This is a genomic window from Rothia sp. P5766, from assembly GCF_048513555.1.
GTDB lineage: Bacteria > Actinomycetota > Actinomycetes > Actinomycetales > Micrococcaceae > Rothia.
In genome coordinates, this window is sequence record NZ_JBLXXS010000004.1 from 121,832 (window position 1) to 140,922 (window position 19,091).

A 19,091-nucleotide genomic window follows, 5' to 3' on the forward strand; every position below is an offset into this window, starting at 1 on the left:
CCTCTTGTGAATGTCACCGGTTTAGGCCCCCAGCTGCGAAATAGCTTGACGGATTGATGCGAATGCCTCATCAATCTTGGTGGCGTCCTGGCCACCGCCCTGGGCAAGGTCGTCCTTGCCACCGCCACCACCACCCAGAACGGAAGTAGCGGTACGAACTAGCGCACCGGCCTTAACACCGGCATCGCGAGCAGCCTGGTTGGTAGCTACAAGGATCACCGGACGGCCGTTGTTTACACCGGCAACAACAACAGTTGCGGCATCTTCGCCCAGACGTGAACGTAGGTCAAGAGCCAGCTCACGAACGGCACCGGCATCGAGCTCACCGGCATTGTGGAGCAGAGTACGAACAGTCCCCACCATCTCGGCGGATTCGGTTAAGCGGCCTGCCTCGGCCTGGAGCTTTTCCTTGCGGAGCTTAGCGAGCTCCTTTTCAGCTTCCTTAAGCTTGGCCAGAGTCTGGGTAATCTTATCGGGCAGATCCGCCGAAGACTGAACCTTGAGCAGACCTGTGAGCTGGTTAACCAGGGTACGCTCGGTTGCAAGGTGATTGAAGGAGTCAAGACCAACCAGCGCCTCAACACGGCGGTTACCCGAGCCTACAGACTGCTCAGTCAGCAGGGTCAGCGAACCAATCTGGGCGGTTGAAGTAACGTGAGTACCCCCGCAGAGCTCGCGGGAGAAGTCCCCGCCCATCTCGACAACACGAACAGTCTCGCCGTACTTCTCACCGAAGAGGCTCATAGCACCCAGCTTCTTAGCTTCATCGAGAGGCATCTGGCGGGTCACAGTTTCAAAGTTATCGCGAATCGCAATGTTAGCGACTTCTTCAACTTCTTGCTTAGCGGCATCAGAAAGCCCCTCGCCCCAGGCGAAGTCAAAGCGCAGGTAGCCTTCCTTGTTGAAAGAGCCCCGCTGGGTTGCCTCTTTGCCCAGAACCTGGTGCAGTGCAGCGTGGATGATATGGGTACCGGAGTGGGCTTTCTCGCCATCCTGGCGGCGCTGAACATCGACCTGAGCCACAACAGCTGAACCGCTCACCGCTTCGCCCTCACGAACCACAGCACGATGGACAGAAAGACCCTTAACGGGCTGTTGAACGTCCGAAACATCAATGACGAACCCGTTACCGGTAATGACACCGGTATCGGCAGCCTGGCCACCGGCCTCAGCGTAGAAGGGGGTCTCGTCAAGGACAACTTCAACCTTCTGGCCAGCAGAAGCGGCAGGAACGCTCACGCCGTCTACCAGTAGAGCGCGCAAGGTAGTCTCGGTGCGGAGCTGATCGTAGCCGGTGAAGACCGAGCCGCGTTCATCAGCGAGCTCACGGAAAACAGAAAGATCGGCCATGCCACCCTTCTTAGCCTTAGCATCGGCCTGTGCACGGTGACGCTGTTCTTCCATCAGGGCACGGAACTCTTTTTCATCAACGGTCAGGCCGGCTTCCGCTGCCATCTCCAGAGTCAGGTCAATGGGGAAACCGTAAGTATCGTGCAGGGCAAAAGCCTCGGCACCGGAAACAAGGTTCTGCCCCGCAGCCTGAGCAGCCTTAACGGCACCTTCCAGACGCTCAGTACCGCTTTCGATGGTTTTCAAGAAGGCACGCTCTTCGGCGTAGGCAATACGAGAGATGCGTTCGAAATCATCAGCGACGTAGGGGTAAGCACCGGCCATTGCATCGCGTGAAGCGGGGAAGAGGACGGGTAGGCAGGGCTCAGTAACGCCCAGCAGACGCATAGCGCGAATAGCGCGGCGCATCAGGCGACGCAAGATGTAGCCGCGACCCTCGTTGGAGGGGGTAACCCCGTCTGCAATCAGCATGAGCGAAGAACGAATATGGTCTGCTACAACACGCATACGCACGTCATCGTCGTAGCCTTCATCCTGGGCGTTCTCTGAACCGTGGTACTTCTTACCTGAGAGCTTTGAAGCGGCATCGAGAACAGGGCGAACCTGGTCAGTCTCGTAGAAGTTTTCTGCACCCTGCAGGAGCATTGCAAGACGCTCAACACCCAAACCGGTGTCAATGTTCTTCTTGGGGAGGTCACCGAGAATCTCGAAGCTGTCCTTGCCGGTGCCTTCACCACGCTGGTACTGCATGAAGACCAGGTTCCAGATTTCGATGTAGCGGTCATCATCGGCCGCGGGCCCACCATCTTTACCGTACTCGGGTCCACGATCGTAGAAAATCTCTGAGTCGGGGCCTGCCGGGCCGGGCTGGCCGGTTGACCAGTAGTTCTCGGCCATACCCATCTTCTGGATACGTTCAGCGGGGAACTTAACATCGTTTACCCAAATGTCGTAAGCTTCATCGTCGCCCTCATAGACAGTAACCCACAGGCGTTCAGGGTCAAGGCCGTAGCCCCCGTCTTCAGGGGACGAAGTCAGCAGCTCGTAGGCCCAGGGGATAACTTCTTTTTTGAAGTAGTCGCCGAAGGAGAAGTTGCCGGCCATCTGGAAGAAGGTACCGTGGCGGGCGGTCTTGCCGACCTCGTCGATATCCAGGGTGCGGATGCATTTCTGGACGCTTACCGCGCGTGAGTAGGGAGCGGCTTCACGGCCCAGAAAGTAAGGGATAAAGGGCACCATGCCAGCAATAGTGAACATGGCACCGGGTTCATGGGATACCAGCGACGCAGACGGTACTACGGTATGCCCGCGCTTTTCGAAAAAGTCGATCCAGCGCTTTGAGATTTCCTGTGAGAGCATCGAGGCTATCTTCCTTCTTGTGTATGTTAAAACTTTTTAGTTCGTTGACTCGAAAAAATCTTTGCCCAGAGCGGCATCGCGGCGGAGCCTATCTTCGGTTTCAAGCTCTGGGAGTGCCTCTGAATCAATAATCTCGCCGCGCTTCCTGTCCTGATCTCCGGTGTGCCAGTTATCCAATGAGCCTGGTCGGGGATCCTGAGCCTGGCGGTCAAAGCGTTCTTTGAGCTCGGCTTCTTTTTCATTCATACCGGCTTTGACTGAGGCCGCAAAGTTAAGCGCCTTGAGCGCCGTGTGCTTAAAGGGTGCGCCGTACTTGGAATCAAAGAACTGGGCCATAGTGCTACCTTCGGAGAGAGCCTTTTGCAAGTGAGCCGACTGCTTAAGTTCTACCTCGCTCCCTGTTGGGGAGGTTGTAGTAGCCCGTGAGGCAAAGTAGCCAGTAGCTACTCCCCCGGCAATCAGAACAAGGTTCTTGAGGAAACTCATGAGAGGTCCTCACCTGCTGATGGGCTATCTGGTGCACGGTGGCGGCCCTGAGGAGCGTTTTCATCGCCCTTGAATGCTTTACGGACGCCGTGGGAGAAAGCAGCGACCTTAATGAGGGGCTGTCCGACCGTTGAGGTGACCAATGATGACAGTGCCGAGACATTGGCTGAGGCATCGGAAACATTGCTGGTAATACCATCGACTTTTTCAATCTGTGCATTGGTACTGGCAACGGTTTTGGTTACTTCCCCAATCAGCGGGGTTGTCTCATCGTTCAGTGAGCGAATGGTGCGTGTTAGTTCGTCAAACACCTTACCGAGCTTAATGATAGGAACAGCAAGCAGGGCAACCAGGATGGCGAATACGCCTGCGGCAATAAGGCCTGCAATGTCGGCTCCACTCACGGATTACCTGCTTTCTGCCGGCTAGGGGCCGGCGTCAAAGAACACGATTTGGTAACAATCTTACTTTACAGAGTAAGACTTGACCTATTTTAGTTACCCTGTTTCGCCGGTCGGGAGCATCACACCTTGTCAGAGGGATAGATCAAGAGCCTATGGGTCTACTCCGGTCTAGTTATTAAATGAGGCCGGCCCGCCTCACCAGCGCCAGATAGCGCCAGGTAAGCGGGCCGGTTCAAGCTAGGCGGTTTAGGCCAGGCGTGAGTAGTATTCAACAACCAGCTGCTCTTCGCAGGTGACGGGAATTTCTTCACGCTTGGGGGCGCGCTCAAGCTTTGCGTGGAGCTTCTCAATCTCAACGTTCAGGTAAGCAGGAGTGTCGGGCAGAACGTCCTGGTGTGCGCCGGTGGCTGCAACCTGGAAAGGTGCCATCTTCTCGCTCTTGGGGTGAACGTGGATGAGCTGGCCGGGCTTGACGCGGAAGGAGGGGCGGTCAACGCGGATGCCATCTACCATGATGTGGCGGTGGACAACGAGCTGACGTGCCTGAGCGATGGTGCGAGCGAAACCTGAGCGCAGGACGAGAGCGTCCAGGCGGGTTTCGAGAATCTCGACCATGTTCTTACCGGTCTGACCTTCGATGCGCTTGGCTTCGAGGTAGGCGCGACGCATCTGAGCTTCACGGATGTTGTACTGTGCGCGAAGACGCTGCTTCTCACGAAGCTGGACAGCGTAGTTTGAGTCAGCCTTCTTGCGGCTACGGCCGTGCTGGCCGGGGCCGTAAGGACGACGCTCGAGGTACTTTTCTGCCTTGGGGGTCAGTGCAATGCCGAGGGCACGGGACTGGCGCACGGTACGGCGGGTACGGTTGTGGTTTGCCACAGCTTTTCCTTTTCATTAGCGGTTGGCGGAACCCTGCGTGGGGCACTCCACCATTGTTCTGGTGGTCTGGCCTCCAAGTACCCGCCCACGGTTTGGGCGGTGGAGAGTGTAGAGCAGCCGCACTCTAATCACTACGAGCTATCCGGTGATCAGTGGCTACCGTATAAGCGGCACCTTACTGCGTTTTGGATAGTCTGCCAGCCAATGTATTAGCCTACCGCTGGCTACGGCAGCTTGTCAGCCCCCTGCGGCAGATGAAGCAGTGCTCTTTGACACAGATAGCTTCCGGGCTTACCGATGGCTATCGGCAGATCTCTATCGGGCAACTCAGTCTCTGGCACTGTTACGGGGTAGCGGTGTCCGTAAGGCTTTGAGCCTTTTGAGCCGGTCGCCCATGGCTTGTTCATTCCCGAAAACAGTTGGCCGGTAGTAGACCGCCCCAAGGAGTGTATCCGGTGAGTATTGCTGGCGGGCTACAGCATTTTTCTGGTCGTGTGGGTAGATATAGCCTTTACCGTGCCCCAGCGCGGCAGCTCCCTGGTAATGGCCATCGCGTAGGTGCAGAGGGACAAGTCCGGCTTTGCCGGAACGGATATCGGCCAGGGCATCGTCAATAGCCCGGTAGACTGCGTTTGATTTGGGAGCTGTGGCAAGATGGATTGTTGCCTGCGCTAGGTTAATACGGGCTTCGGGCAAGCCCACCAGTTGGACTGCCTGGGCAGCATTGACGGCACTGGTTAAGGCGGTGGGGTCGGCCATGCCGATATCTTCGCTGGCGTGGACAATGAGGCGGCGGGCGATAAATCGCGGGTCCTCCCCAGCATCAATCATGCGGGCAAGGTAGTGAAGGGCAGCATCAACATCGGAGCCTCGGATGGACTTGATAAAGGCACTGGTGACGTCATAGTGCTGGTCACCGTTTTTGTCGTAGCGTACCAGCGACTGGTTGAGGGCTTCTTGGGCATGCTCCAGGGTAATAGGCAGGGGTTGATTGACCGAGTAGTTCTGCTCCTCAGCATGGGCTTGCCCAAAAGCAACAGCTGCTGCGGCCTCAAGTGCGGTGAGCGCTCTGCGAGCATCACCGGCGGCTAGCTTCACCAGGTGGTTGGCGGCTTCTTCTTGGAGGGAAACAGCCCCGGCAAAGCCGCGCGGATCAGTCAGGGCGCGACTGAGAAGTTGGGCAATGTCGTGGTCTGTCAGCCCTTGGAGGGTGAGCAGAATAGAGCGGGAAAGAAGCGGTGCGATCACCGAAAATGATGGGTTTTCGGTTGTTGCCGCCACCAGAACTACCCAGCGGTTTTCTACACCGGGTAGCAGCGCATCCTGCTGGGCCTTGCTAAAGCGGTGAATCTCATCCAGGAAGAGTACCGTGGTCAGCCCCCGAAAATCACGGTCTTCGAGCGCCTGCTCCATGACCGAACGGACGTCTTTAACCCCTGCTGTAATAGCCGAAAGCTCAACAAACTTTCGACCAGCGCTACCAGCAATTACGTTAGCAAGTGTTGTTTTGCCTGTCCCGGGTGGTCCCCACAGAATGAGAGAGGACGGGCCAGCGGGGCCACCCTGCTCACCCGCAAGGAGCCGCAGAGGCGAGCCAGGCTTCAATAGGTGTTTCTGGCCCACGACCTCGTCAAGAGTTCGCGGTCGCATACGAACAGCCAGCGGGGCACGTTCACGGGTGCGTTTAACCGACCGGTCATCGCCGTTGTCCTGCGTATCGTCAAGGTAAAAGAGTGATGGATCCATGGTGCTGTCTTAAAGGTGGTCGCTATCGAGAATAAGGGTCACCGGCCCGTCATTGGTCAGCTCGACCTGCATCTGAGCACCGAATGTTCCGGTTTCTACGGTCAGCCCCATATCGCGGAGCGCCTGGACATAGGCATGAAATAGCGGCTGGCTCACAGGGCGTGGGGCGGCCTGCGACCAGGAGGGGCGGCGGCCCTTCTTAGCATCGCCGTAGAGAGTAAATTGGCTGACTGCGAGTACCGGTGCGCCGACATCGAGCACCGATTGTTGGCCCTCCAGCAGGCGCAGATTGGCCGTTTTTTCTGCAAGTTTTTGAACCTGCCCCGGGCCGTCACTGTGCGTTATACCTACAAGGGCTAGCAGGCCAGTCTGACGGATAGCGCCTACTGTCTGCTCCTCGACAGTAACTGATGCGGAGCTCACCCTTTGGAGGACTACGCGCATGGTTTCTCCTTGTAGATTTAGTGGCCCGCACACCTATCTTGTTTTAGCTAACCTGGCCAGAATTACTTGCCCTCAGCTCCCCAATAAAAAATCTATTTATCCCAAAAGCGTTTTTGGGTGAAGAACTGGTTTCTTTAAGGTTAGCTTCGATTTCTTTAATAATTTTAAGCACCCGGTCATTATGGACTTTCCGCCGCTTGATATCTTCCTGTTGGGCTAAGGTGCAACAAGAGCCTGGATAGTTGTCATCAGCTTCCCCTCTCTTTGTCCCTATTATCCATGGTTGGCAATCTTTCGCCAACTATTGGCGGGTTGTTCTGCTCTGAAGGTTCTAATGCTGCTGAGCTTGGTTCTCGGTCCTCAGCATCTAGTTCTCTGTGCTCTGAGGTTAGTTCCTCTTCGTAGGCTTCAAGAACGACCAAGACTCTCCGATGCCTCCTCCAGGCGGCAAGCTTAAGAGCAAAAAGCAGACTACGAGTGCTACAAGGAGAGCACAGACAGCAAGCAGCATGGAACGGTTTATAGGCCTCACCCTAACAGCCAGCAAAATACAGGCCAAACCTAAATCTTTAAAGAGAACCGGCCCTTATACTTATCCAGGTACAAGGGCCGTTCGTGAGTTTTTGGCTAAGACTACTTCTCGTCGTCTTTCTTGGGCTTGAAGTCAACGCCGGCTTCCTTGCGCTGCTGGGCAGTGATGGGAGCGGGAGCCGCAGTCAGGGGGTCGTAGCCGCCACCGGTCTTGGGGAAGGCGATAACGTCGCGGATTGAGTCGGTGCCACCAATCAACTGGAGAACACGGTCCCAGCCAAAAGCGATACCGCCCATAGGGGGTGCCCCAAAGCTGAAAGCCTCGAGTAGGAAGCCAAACTTCTCCTGGGCCTCTTCTTCGGAGATACCCATGACCTTGAAGACACGTTCCTGCACGTCACGCTGGTGGATGCGGATTGAACCACCACCAATTTCGTTGCCGTTGCAGACGATGTCGTAGGCGTAGGCCAGAGCATCACCGGGGTTCTCGTCGAAGGTATCGATGAACTCAGGCTTAGGGGAGGTAAAAGCGTGGTGCACAGCGGTCCATGCTGAGTTGCCCAGGGCAACGTCACCGGAAGCGGTTGCATCCGCTGCTGACTCAAACAGGGGTGCGTCAACAACCCAGACGAAAGACCAGTCGCCGTCCTTAATCAGGCCGGTACGGTGGCCGATTTCTACACGGGCGGCACCCAGCAGGGCGCGGGAAGCCTTGGCTTCACCAGCAGCAAAGAAGATACAGTCACCGGGCTTGGCACCGGTAGCTTCGGCCAGGCCTGCACGCTCAGCCTCGGTGATGTTCTTGGCAACGGGGCCGGTCAGTTCGCCGTCTTCCTGAATCAGGACGTAGGCCAGGCCCTTGGCGCCGCGCTGCTTAGCCCATTCCTGCCAGGCATCGAGGGTACGGCGTGCCTGGGAGGCGCCACCAGGCATGACAACAGCACCAACATAGGGTGCCTTGAAGACGCGGAAAGTGGTGTCCTTGAAGTAGTCGGTCAGTTCGGTCAGTTCAAGGCCAAAACGCAGGTCGGGCTTATCTGAACCGTACTTCTCCATAGCGTCTTTGTAGGTGATGCGCTCGATAGGGCGGGGCACCTTAACGTCAATTAGGTTCCAGACAGCTTCTACGATGCGCTCACCCAGGTCGATGATGTCTTCCTGGTCAACGAAGGAGGCCTCGATATCCAGCTGAGTGAACTCGGGCTGGCGGTCAGCACGGAAGTCTTCGTCGCGGTAGCAACGAGCAAGCTGGTAGTACTTCTCGATACCACCGACCTGTAGGAGCTGTTTGAAGAGCTGGGGTGACTGGGGCAGGGCATACCAGGAGCCGGGTGCAAGGCGAGCAGGAACCAGGAAATCGCGGGCACCTTCGGGGGTTGAACGGGTCAGGGTGGGGGTCTCGACCTCGGTGAACTTCTGCTCCTGCAAAACTTCGCGAGCGGCACGGTTAGCCTCAGAGCGCAGCCGCATCAGGCGGGCAGGCTCGGGGCGGCGCAGGTCAAGGTAGCGGTACTTGAGGCGGGCTTCTTCACCGACCTCAACATGCTCATCAATCTGGAAAGGCAAAGGCGCTGAGGTGTTCAGAACCTTGGTTTCCTTGACCATGACCTCGATTTCACCGCTGGTCAGGTTGGGGTTCTCGTTGCCCTCGGGGCGGCGGGTAACCTCTCCCATAACCTGCAGGACGTATTCGTTGCGCAGGTGTTCAAAGTCAGCTTCGTTGTGGAAGACCACCTGGGTAAGGCCCTCGCGGTCGCGCAGGTCAACGAAAGCTACCCCGCCGTGGTCGCGGCGGCGGGCCACCCAACCTGTGAGGGTAACGGTTTCTCCGATGTTCTTAGCGGTCAGTTCGCCAAGGGTGTGAGTGCGTAGCACTGATTTCCTTTCGATGGGGCACGGTAAGGCCGGTTTGAAACCGATTTTACCGTTTTTTGGTGCGGTGGGCACCGGTAGCTTGATGTGACTTAGGGGTGCTCCCCTGGTTAAGGGGAGCCGGTGGCAGAGACAGCCGACCCGGGTTTTACTCTTGGCCTGAGGGCAGAATGCGCACCCGCAGATCCTCTTGGGAGGGAGTCCACAGAGCGGGATCAGCGGTTACCTGCTCACCGGAGCGGATGTCTTTGACCTCGTGCTTGAGCTGGCCGTTCTCACCCTGTGAGGTGAACCAAACAAAGGGGATTCCCCGCTTTTGAGCGTATTTGATCTGCTTACCGAATTTGGCGGCGGTAGCTGAAACCTCGCAGGCAATTCCGCGTCCGCGGAGAGCATCTGCAAGGTCCTGGGCATCTGACCACATCTGATCGTTGGTCAGGGCAATAAGCACAGCCGAAGGTACCTTGCGGCTAGGGGCAGCGAACCCCTGTGAAAGAATGCGGGCAACCAGGCGGGTTACACCGATTGACAGGCCCACACCGGGGTAGGTCTTCTTACCGTTTGAAGCTAAGGACTCGTAGCGCCCGCCGGAGCAGATGGATCCGAGCTGTTCGTGGCCTACCAGCACGGTTTCGTAGACGGTACCGGTGTAGTAGTCCAAACCGCGCGCAATAGAGAGGTCAGCGACAACACGACCGGGGGCACGCTTTGCCGCTTCGCCAATGACCTCTGTGAGCTCAGCAAGGCCTTCCTCCATGAGAGGATCGGTTACACCCAGAGCACGGACCTGCTCCACAAAGCCGGTATCTTCGGCGCGGATAGAGGCCAGAGCGAGGGCGGCCTGGGCCTGCTCATGGCTAGCTCCCAACTCGTCTTTCAGGAGCTGGGCAACAGCCTCGGCACCAATCTTTTCGAGCTTGTCGATATTGCGCAGAACACCAGCTGTATCGGTCAGGCCGATTCCACGGTAGAACCCCTCGGAGAGCTTACGGTTGTTGACCCGTAGTTTGAACTCTGGGATAGGGAGCTTAGAAAGCGCATCAACAATGACGAGAGCCAGCTCAACGTCATAGCGGAAAGGTAGAGCACCATCGCCCACAACGTCGACGTCGGCTTGAGTGAACTCACGCGCGCGGCCCTCCTGGGGGCGCTCACCACGCCAGACTTTCTGAATCTGGTAGCGCATAAAGGGGAAGTTCAGGTAACCAGCGTTCTCCACCACGTAGCGAGCAAAGGGAACGGTCAGGTCGAAGTGTAGGGCAAGCTTTTCTTTTGTGCCGGAGCGGGTCTGGTCCTCATCGTCTAAGAGACGTGAAACGGCATAGACCTCCTTATCGATATCTCCCTTGCGCAGGAGCTGTTCGATAGTCTCTACAGAGCGGGTCTCAATCGACGAAAAACCGTGAAGCTCAAAAGTCTCGCGTAGGGTATCGAGAACATAGTTCTCTACTAGACGTTCCTCGGGTAGGTGCTCCGGGAATCCAGAAAGTGATTGTTTGCGAGCCATGCGCTCCCCTCATATCGGTACATTAGTTCTTTAGGTGCTCATAAAAGCACAATCCATTCCATAATAACTGCCGCTACCGCCGGACAGCTAATCACAGAGTGGATCACCGCTAGCTCGTGCCTAATGGTGATCAGAAGCAAGGTCAGGGGTCAGGCATCACCACAAACCCGCTTAAACACGCTATGCTTGTCTATGCACCAGCTGTGCCCGATAGATTATTGTCTTTGGCAGGTTTACCTGCGCGACAACCGGCCCTATCGATTCGCCCCGGCTTTGGTGCGCTTTTCATTACCTGACGGGCGCTGAGCCCACACTATTGACGCGAAAAGAGTTATAGCGGTGACTACACAATCCGACGACACTAACCTCCCTGTTGACCTTGAAAAGGCCCGCCAGTTTGGCCGCGTAGATGAAGACGGTCACGTTTTCGTCATCGTAGATGGCGAAGAATTTGCTGTTGGCCAGGTACCCGGCGCTTCAGCCGACGAGGCACTCGCCTACTTTGCTCGCAAATTTGAAAACTTTGAAGCACAGGTTGCTCTGCTTGAAGACCGCGTTGAGCGCAAAGCTAAGGCCGCTGATTTGCAGAAGGCTGCTGCCCACCTGGGCCAGCAGGTTGCTGCCCGCAACATGGTAGGTGACTACGCCGCCCTGCAGGAACGCCTTGTCCTTCTCGTTGGCAGAATTAATGAGCGCGAAGAAGCCGAAAAAGTAGAAGCCGCTGAAGCCCGCGAAGCCGCTCTAGCTGCCCGTGAAGCTATCGTGTCAGAAGCCGAAGCTATCGCTGACCAGGACGATTCCAAGATTCACTGGAAGAACTCCCACGCCCGTATGAACGAGTTGTTCGATGCCTGGAAGCAGACCCAGCGTGAACACCACCTGGCAAAAAGCGTTGAAGATGAGCTGTGGAAGCGTTTCCGCGCCGCCCGCACCACCTTTGACCGTCGCCGCCGCGCCCACTTCTCCCAGCTCGATGAGGTCAATGCCAAGGCCAAGCGGGTTAAGGAAGCTCTCATCGCTCAAGCTGAGGCACTTTCAACCTCCACCGACTGGGCCGCTACTGCTGCTAAGTACCGTGACCTCATGGACCAGTGGAAGGCAGCTCCCCGCGGTACCCGCAAGGAAGATGATGCTCTCTGGGCCCGTTTCCGTGCGGCTCAGGATATCTTCTTCGATGCACGCACAGCGGTTAACGCTGAGCTTGATAAGGAGTTTGAAGCTAACCTGCAGGCCAAGGAAGCATTGCTGGAAGAGGCAGGCACCATTCTTCCTGTCACCGACCTGCCTTCTGCCAAGAAAGCCCTCCAAGGAATTCTTGACCGCTGGGAGCAGATTGGCCGTGTCCCCCGCAACTCGGTTCGCCGTGTTGAGCAGGAACTGCGTAAGATCCAGGACGAAATTCACCGTGCTGAGAACGCTAAGTGGCAGAAGACTGACCCCGAGAAGCAGGCCCGTGCCAACTCCATGCTGACCCAGCTCGAAGATACCATTGCCGGCCTTGAAGCCGACCTGGCCAAGGCTGAAGCAACCGGTAACACCCAGAATATTAAAAAGGCGCAGGCCGCTTTGGATGCTCGCAAGCAGTGGCTAGAAACTCTGAGGGCTTCATCTGCTGAGTTCGGTGCCTAAAAAGCGCATAGGTTGTTTTACCTTGCATCATGTGACGTGAGGTCCCCGTCTACCCACCTGTAGACGGGGACTTTTCTGTGGATTTTGCCTGTTTTATCCACATAATTATGTAGACCCCTGTTGGGGCCAGCTCCCAGCTGATAAAACTGTGCCATGACACATCGGCTCAACATTCTTGATGAACTGCCCCTCCCAGTGGCTCCGGGTAAGAACCGCCCCCAATCGGCGATTGACTGTTTAGCGCACAGTGCTGAGTTTTTACCCACACGGGGCTCTAGCCCTGGCCTACCCAGCACAAAGATCTCGGTGGACGAGAGCGGCTACCTGATTACTGCCGGAAGACTCGGGCTAAGTACACCGGAATGGCAGAAATATCGGCAAGAACAAGGCCTCATCAACCTGCATCATGATATCTGGGTTAGCCCTGACCAACCGGTCACTCGGGCGCTCCGGGCTGAAAGCCTGGCCGCCGTGGCACCAGCAGACTACCTGTACCGAATCCGTTTTTCACGGTTAAGTGCGGCCTGGGTGCTAGGGTACACACCCCAGTTTCCGTCAGGGCGCATAGACATCGACTACAGCAGAGATAACCGGTGCAATCTGCCCCGGGCCTACCGAGCCCGTTTTGCTGCCCACCAGACCACCGTCATCCCCTATGACTGCATAACGATCGGGCCTATCCGTGTTACTAGCCCACTGCGCACAGCGGTAGACCTGGTCAGCTACCACGACCAAGTAGAGCACCTGGACGCGGTAAGGGCTATTCTTCGGGACCCGCAGAACACCGTAAGCCCTCAGCTTTTCCTTAAGGCCTTGGCCGACAAGCCAAACCTGCGCCGCAGTAGCTATCTAAGAGCCCAACACCTGGCCCAGCAGTGCCTCAAGGGAGGTACAAGCAGGCAGGATGAGCCTAATCGCTCTTACCCCCGAGTAGCAGGCAAGTCCAGCTGGCAAACCTAGAGCAGGCAGCCCCCATGCAGGAACCCTAGTTTCCCTCTTGAACGGGGCGGGAGCCGGTAAGACGATAGGCCCTGAAAATGCCGTGAACATTACGAATCTGGTTAAGCAGATGCTCAAGCATAAAACGATCAGCCAGTTCCACCGTGTAGCGGTTAACCACAAAGCGGTCGTCACTGGTGTGAACCTTGGCGTCTACAATGTTGCACCCGGCCTCGGAGATAACTCGGATAGTGTCAGACAGTAGAGCCTTACGGTCAATACCCTCAACCTGAATAGATACGCGGTACACCGAGTTACCATTAGCCGCCCACTCAACCGCCGTTTGTCGGGGATCATCCTGCTGGCTCAGGACATTCGGGCAGTCTACCCGGTGAACAGAAATACCGTGGAGTCGGGTCACGATACCGATGATTTCATCGGGCGGAACCGGTGTGCAACAGCGGGCAATTTTGGTCAAAATGCCCTCAGCACCCGGTACCACTACACCATTGTCGTCACCAACCGATCTACGTTCAGTGACCAGTGAAGTATCAAAGCTGCCCGGCTCAACCGCCTGGTGGGTTTCCTCTTCACCGTAGTAGAGGCCAACCAGCGAGGTAATAACAGCCTGGGTTTCGACTTCTCCCTCGCCCACTGAGTGGTAGAGGGTTGCAAGGTCATGCTTGTGTAGGTCCTGGGCTACCTGCAGCATCAGCTCCGGGGTCATCATCTTCGTCAGCGGTAGCTCATGCTGACGCATGGCGCGGATAAGGCGCTCCCGGCCCCGGTTCACCGCCTCCAGACGGCGGCCCTTAGCGTAGTGCTGGCGGATTTTGGTGCGGGCCTTGCTGGTACGGACGAACTTGAGCCAGTCTTCACTGGGCTGGTGATTCTCGTCCTTGGTGGTCATAATTTCCACCGATGATGCCGTCTCAAGCTGGGTGTGCAAGGGTACCAGCTTACCGTTGACCTTAGCGCCAATGGTACGGTCGCCCACCTCAGTGTGGATGGCATAGGCAAAATCAACGGGGGTGGAACCTGAGGGTAAGCTAATTGGCTTGCCCTTCGGAGTCAGAACAACAATCTCGTCGGTTTCCAGAGTCTCGGCTAGCTGTTCATAGAACTGTGCAGATTCCGGGTTGGAGCTAGAGATCTCGGAGATGCTTTGAAGAATACCGATGCTGAAAGCCGCGGTGTTGCTCCCGGCTTCCTTGGGGTGGGACTGTGCGTCAATCATCTCACCGCGTGATGCGGCCTTATAACGCCAGTGAGCCGCTACACCGTACTCGGCCTCCTCGTGCATCTTAAAGGTACGGATCTGGATTTCAAGAGGCAGATCACCAGGACCGTTTACCGTCATATGCAGAGACTGGTAGTGGTTGTGCTTGGGCTGCTTAATGTAATCCTTGAAACGGCCCGGCACAGCTGTCCACAGCGACATAACGTGCCCCAGCGCCGTGTAGCACTCGTCCACAGACTCAACCATCACGCGAACGGCCAAGATATCGTTAATCTCGTCGAAGCTCTTGCCCTTGGTCTTCATCTTCTGATGAATGGAGTAGTAGTGCTTGGGCCGGCCTGTGACGGTAGCCTCAATGCCAACCTGCTTGAGCCGGTCTTCGATAGTGATACGGGCTTGGACCAGATATTTTTCGAGCTTGGGGGTTCGCTCCCCCACCATACGAACAATTTCGCTGTAAATATCCGGGCTCATGGCCGCAAAAGACAGGTCTTCGAGCTCCCATTTGATGGTGTTCAGGCCGAGCCGGTGGGCCAAGGGGGCGTAGATTTGCAATGTCTCTTCAGCTTTTTTGGCGGCTGATGCGCTAGAGACAAAGCGCCAGGTTCTGGCGTTGTGCAGCCGGTCTGCCAGCTTGATGAGCAGGACGCGAATATCCTTGCTCATGGAAAGCACCAATTTGCGGATTGTTTCAATCGGGGCGTTCTCACCGTAGGAAACCTTATCGAGTTTCGTGACACCGTCAACCAGGTAGGCTACCTCTTCGCCAAAGTCCTCTGTCAGTTGTTGGTGCGTATATTCGGTGTCCTCAACAGTATCGTGTAGCAAGCCTGCTACGAGTACCGGCCCGGTTGCACCGATCTCAGCCAGAATGGTGGTGACGGCAACGGGGTGAGTGATATAGGGATCGCCGCTCTTACGTTTCTGCCCGCGATGGTAATGGTTAGCGACCTGAAAAGCCCGTTGGAGTACCTCAAGGTCCTCCTCCGGGTGATTTTTCTTAACGGTACGAATTACAGGTGCAAGCACCGGCGAGAAACGCGGGGCATTCTCGGGGCCGTGAACTCTATCGCTCCCAAAGACAAGACGGGTGGGAACGCGACCCGAGGCAGACATCACACGATGGGAGCCGCGAACAGGTTTCTTAGCGTGCCCTGCGGGTACCTTTTGGCTACCTTCTTCAGACCGGCTCATATGGAACACTCCCCTTAAAACTTTATTCTGCGTGTGTGGGTCTATTTTAGTTGAAAAGCTGGGCCTAATGTGGTCAAGGACGCTCATGTTCCGCAGGTAGGTAGTCGGTCAAACTATTTTATCTGTTAAGACAGTGGGGTCGGGTAGAAATACATCTACCCGACCCCTAGCCAAGTTTACTGCTCTGCCCCCTGAGCTACTTGAGATTAATGTGCTGAACAGAGATCAGTACAGGGTCCACTTCTTCTGCAGCCTGGGCATTCTCCTCTTGCTGCGTAATCTCACCAGCGCCTACCTTGGCAACCAAGGCATCGTGCTCCTTGACTGACTTCTCGCGCAACCGCAGAGCGGCGTAGGCTGGGGCTGCCACAAAGAGCGTTCCGGCGGTACCGACGATAATGCCGATAAAGAGTGCCAAGGACAAATCCTTCAGGGTACCAGCGCCTAGAAGGAGCGCACCGATAAAGAGAATCGAGCCCACCGGCAGGATACCCACGATGGAGGTATTGATAGAACGAACCAGAGTTTGGTTGACAGCAAGGTTGAGCTGCTCGCCAAAGGTTGTGTCCTGGCCTTGATCAAGGTTAGCGGTATTCTCACGAATCTTGTCGAAAACCACTACCGTGTCATACAGCGAGTAGCTCAAAACGGTCAAGAAGCCAATGATTGCACTCGGAGTGATCTCGAACCCAATCAAAGCGTAGAGGCCAACAGAGGTAATGATGGTGAAGAGCAAACCCGCAATAGCCGATAGGGACATCTTCCAAGTACGGAAATAGAGAGCCATACCTACCATGACCAGTCCAATGAACCATGCCAGACCCACAAGGGCCTGCCTGGTAACGCCCTCACCCCAGGTGGGGCCCACAAACGATGAGGTCACCTTGTCACTACCTACACCGTAGGCTTTTTGCAGAGCCTGGCCAACTGCTAAAGTTTCGTCGTCAGTGAGCTCACCCATCTGAGCGCGAATAGTGCCATCGGCAATGTTGGTAACGCGCACATCACTAGCTTCGGGGGCGGCCTGGGCGATAGCCTGCTCACCTACAGCAATATCGGTGTTCTGGGTTTGGGAGACAGTAAATTCAGAACCGCCCCGGAACTCGATACCCAGGTTAAAACCGCCACGGATAAACGGGACGAGAGCGGCCGCTACAGTCATCAAAAGAGCTATGGTCAGTAAGCGCTTACGCAGAGCTACGAAGCCGAACGACCGGCGCCCTGAGTGAAGATCATTGCCAAACTGAGCCAGTACATTAGCCACGATTGGCCTCCTCGTTCTTGGGTGACTCTGCTTCTTCCGAAGTGTTTTCCTGTTCCTGCTTTTCAGCGGCCAAGCGTTCGAGTCGCTTGCGCTCAGCTAGGCTGAGACGTTCTCGGTTTTCCTGGACGGTACGGACGCGTCCGGCACCACGGTAAAGCGGAGTTGAGCCCAGAGCCACAGGGTCCATGCCCGAGAAACGCCCGCCCCTAGCAAAGTAGTCCTTACGCCCCAGCAGAACCATCACCGGGTGGATAAAGAGGAAAGTGATGATCAGGTCCGAAACGGCGGTAAGACCGAGGGTAAAGGCAAAGCCTCGCACGTTACCCACTGACGCGAAGTAGAGAACCACAGCGGCAAGGAGGTTGACCGCCTTAGAAGCCATAATCGTCCGTTTCGCCCTGTGCCAGCCATGATCAATGGCCGCTGGGATCGTTCGACCCGTCCGAATCTCATCGCGGATACGCTCAAAGTAAACGATGAAAGAGTCAGCCATCAGGCCAATAGATACGATCAGACCGGCTACACCTGCCAAGGAGAGGCGGTAATTCATCACGTAACCCAGCAGAACGATAACACCGTAGGACAGTAAACCCGCCACCAAGATTGAGGTGATATTGACTAGGCCAACCAGACGGTACTGGAAAAGCGAATAGACAAAAACCAAGAGCAGGCCGATCAGGCCGGCGATCAGACCCATCTTGAGTTGTTCAGCACCCAGGGTAGCCGAAATCTGCTGCTCCGACTGAATGGTGAAGCTGATGGGCAGCGCCCCATATTTAAGCTGTTCAGCAAGGTTCTTTGCAGTTTCCTCAGTGAAGTTGCCGGTAATCTGCGGCTTACCATCAGAGATCACGGCCTGGGTTACAGGTGAGGACAGAACCTGCCCGTCAAGCATAATTGCGAACCGTGCCCGTGCATCAGAAGGGTTGGCACCACGAATAGCATTCAGGCGGGTGGTGACGTTCTTAAAAGTTTCGGTAGCAGCGGGGTCAAAGACAATGTTTACCCCCCATTGACCGGTCGAGATTCCGGTGGAGTTTGTGACCGGCGAATAGCTAGCGGTCTCAATATCGGTACCGTTAATTTCGATGGGACCCAGAATATATTTCTCTGTCCCATCGGTAGAACAGGCAACAATAGCCGCCCGGGGATCCTGAGTGGAAGTATCAACATGAGCCGGAAGGGTGCAGTCCAAAGCCTCATACTGCCGCCAAAGTTCAGAAGTTACCCAATTAGTATCCGAACCATCAGCAGGTTCAGCCGTGGGCTTGGGCAGGGCATCTTCTGCAAGAGCCTTATCAGCGGCAACAGCTTCCGCTGGTCCTGCGCTGATGACCGCACGGAAGCTCATCTGGGCTGATGTCTGTATCAGGTTGCGTGTCTCCGGGCTCAGGGTTCCGGGAACGGATACCACAACATTCTGCCCTGACTGGGTGGTAATCTCGGCTTCAGCAACACCTGAACCATCCACACGCTGGCGGATAATCTCAACGGCCTGATCAAGCTGTTCCGCCGTAATGGTACCGCCCTCAGCGTCATTAACCTGGGGTGCCAAAATAAGCTGGGTGCCGCCGGACAGATCAAGTGCAAGTTTAGGTAACCAGCTACCGCCCGATGATGTGGTGCTGAAAATACCACCGGCAACGATAAGCAAGACAAGCGCCATGGAAGCAAGTGCTCCCCTAGCCTTGGCTACGGTGGCTGTCTTAGCCATGAATGCCTCTTCTTTTCTACAAAATGGTGACTGAAAGGTGAAAAGGCGCACCACCGTGGACAGATGGCGCACCTTTGAAGTGTGATTAGTTAGTTGGCCGGGTCATCGGCAACCTGACCCTCAAGTGTGGGTTTGGTTTGCGCTGCTGATTTCTCGGCGGGCTTGTTGCTCTCCTCAATGGTCGTTACAGTCATCAGGTGAACTTTAACGACGGTGCCGGGAGCGATTTCCAGGTAAGCAACGTTTTGCTCACGATCCAGGGAATCAAGGGTGCCAAAAAGACCGAAATTGGTCATTACCTTAGTGCCGGGAACCATGGTTTCCTGCCGCTCTTTAAGCTGTTGCTGAGCCTTTTTAGCTCGGCGGGCCGGAAGCACGATAAGAATAATCATCATCAGGCCAAGGAGCAGGAACATAAACAGGGGTGAACCGCTTTCCACTGGTGTCCTCTTATCTTTGGGATAGGGTCAAGAAACTAAATTCCTATTCTATGCCAGAAAGCTGAGTTAGGACCCAACGACAGGGCCAGCACT

14 protein-coding genes are annotated in these 19,091 nt (G+C 55.9%); 2 read left to right on the forward strand and 12 right to left on the reverse strand.

Features of this window, described 5'->3' with window-relative positions; translation table 11 throughout:
• Positions 1-21: 21 nt before the first annotated feature.
• The 8 genes from alaS to hisS form a co-directional block, all read right to left on the reverse strand.
• A complete protein-coding gene (gene alaS / locus ACN08V_RS03345; protein ID WP_419104532.1) occupies positions 22-2,709 on the reverse strand; it encodes an alanine--tRNA ligase in 2,688 nt (895 codons plus the stop codon).
• Positions 2,710-2,745: 36 nt separating this feature from the next.
• On the reverse strand, positions 2,746-3,195 hold the full coding sequence (locus ACN08V_RS03350) for a peptide chain release factor 4 (RefSeq protein ID WP_419104533.1): 450 nt from the start codon (positions 3,193-3,195) through the stop codon (positions 2,746-2,748).
• Entirely contained in the window at positions 3,192-3,599 is a 408-nt protein-coding gene (locus tag ACN08V_RS03355) for a DUF948 domain-containing protein (protein WP_419104534.1), read from the reverse strand. The genes ACN08V_RS03350 and ACN08V_RS03355 overlap by 4 nt, the downstream gene beginning before the upstream one ends.
• A gap of 246 nt (positions 3,600-3,845) precedes the next feature.
• On the reverse strand, positions 3,846-4,478 hold the full coding sequence (gene rpsD, locus ACN08V_RS03360; protein ID WP_419099642.1) for a 30S ribosomal protein S4: 633 nt from the start codon (positions 4,476-4,478) through the stop codon (positions 3,846-3,848).
• A 327-nt stretch (positions 4,479-4,805) separates the two neighbouring features.
• Positions 4,806-6,224: a replication-associated recombination protein A gene (locus tag ACN08V_RS03365; protein WP_419104535.1), complete on the reverse strand. Its 1,419-nt coding sequence runs from the start codon at positions 6,222-6,224 to the stop codon at positions 4,806-4,808.
• Positions 6,225-6,233: 9 nt separating this feature from the next.
• Complete coding sequence (dtd, locus tag ACN08V_RS03370) at positions 6,234-6,668, reverse strand: D-aminoacyl-tRNA deacylase (RefSeq protein WP_419104536.1); 435 nt, start codon at positions 6,666-6,668, stop codon at positions 6,234-6,236.
• 633 nt (positions 6,669-7,301) lie between these two features.
• Positions 7,302-9,074 carry an aspartate--tRNA ligase gene (aspS, locus tag ACN08V_RS03375; RefSeq protein WP_419099639.1) on the reverse strand — a complete coding sequence of 591 codons (1,773 nt, stop codon included), beginning with the start codon at positions 9,072-9,074 and terminating at the stop codon, positions 7,302-7,304.
• A 145-nt stretch (positions 9,075-9,219) separates the two neighbouring features.
• Positions 9,220-10,578 (reverse strand): histidine--tRNA ligase, encoded by a 1,359-nt coding sequence (hisS, locus tag ACN08V_RS03380; RefSeq protein ID WP_419104537.1) that lies wholly within the window; start codon positions 10,576-10,578, stop codon positions 9,220-9,222.
• A gap of 339 nt (positions 10,579-10,917) precedes the next feature.
• Here hisS and ACN08V_RS03385 point away from each other — a divergent pair, with 339 nt between their 5' ends.
• Together ACN08V_RS03385 and ACN08V_RS03390 are read left to right on the forward strand one after the other, a co-directional pair.
• Positions 10,918-12,207, forward strand: coding sequence for a DUF349 domain-containing protein (locus ACN08V_RS03385; protein ID WP_419104538.1), 1,290 nt, complete (start codon positions 10,918-10,920; stop codon positions 12,205-12,207).
• A 153-nt stretch (positions 12,208-12,360) separates the two neighbouring features.
• Positions 12,361-13,167: a type IV toxin-antitoxin system AbiEi family antitoxin gene (locus ACN08V_RS03390; protein WP_419104539.1), complete on the forward strand. Its 807-nt coding sequence runs from the start codon at positions 12,361-12,363 to the stop codon at positions 13,165-13,167.
• A 25-nt stretch (positions 13,168-13,192) separates the two neighbouring features.
• On the opposite strand, the gene ACN08V_RS03395 is transcribed toward ACN08V_RS03390, so the two are convergent.
• From ACN08V_RS03395 to ACN08V_RS03410, 4 genes are all read right to left on the reverse strand, one after another.
• Positions 13,193-15,580, reverse strand: coding sequence for a RelA/SpoT family protein (locus ACN08V_RS03395; protein WP_419104540.1), 2,388 nt, complete (start codon positions 15,578-15,580; stop codon positions 13,193-13,195).
• 196 nt (positions 15,581-15,776) lie between these two features.
• The gene (gene secF / locus ACN08V_RS03400; RefSeq protein WP_419099634.1) at positions 15,777-16,844 is read right to left on the reverse strand and encodes a protein translocase subunit SecF; all 1,068 of its coding nucleotides are present in this window, start codon (positions 16,842-16,844) and stop codon (positions 15,777-15,779) included.
• On the reverse strand, positions 16,837-18,558 hold the full coding sequence (gene secD / locus ACN08V_RS03405; RefSeq protein ID WP_419104541.1) for a protein translocase subunit SecD: 1,722 nt from the start codon (positions 18,556-18,558) through the stop codon (positions 16,837-16,839). The genes secF and secD overlap by 8 nt, the downstream gene beginning before the upstream one ends.
• An 89-nt stretch (positions 18,559-18,647) precedes the next feature.
• Positions 18,648-18,998, reverse strand: a complete 351-nt coding sequence (locus tag ACN08V_RS03410; protein ID WP_419104542.1) for a preprotein translocase subunit YajC — start codon at positions 18,996-18,998, stop codon at positions 18,648-18,650.
• Positions 18,999-19,091 lie beyond the last annotated feature (93 nt).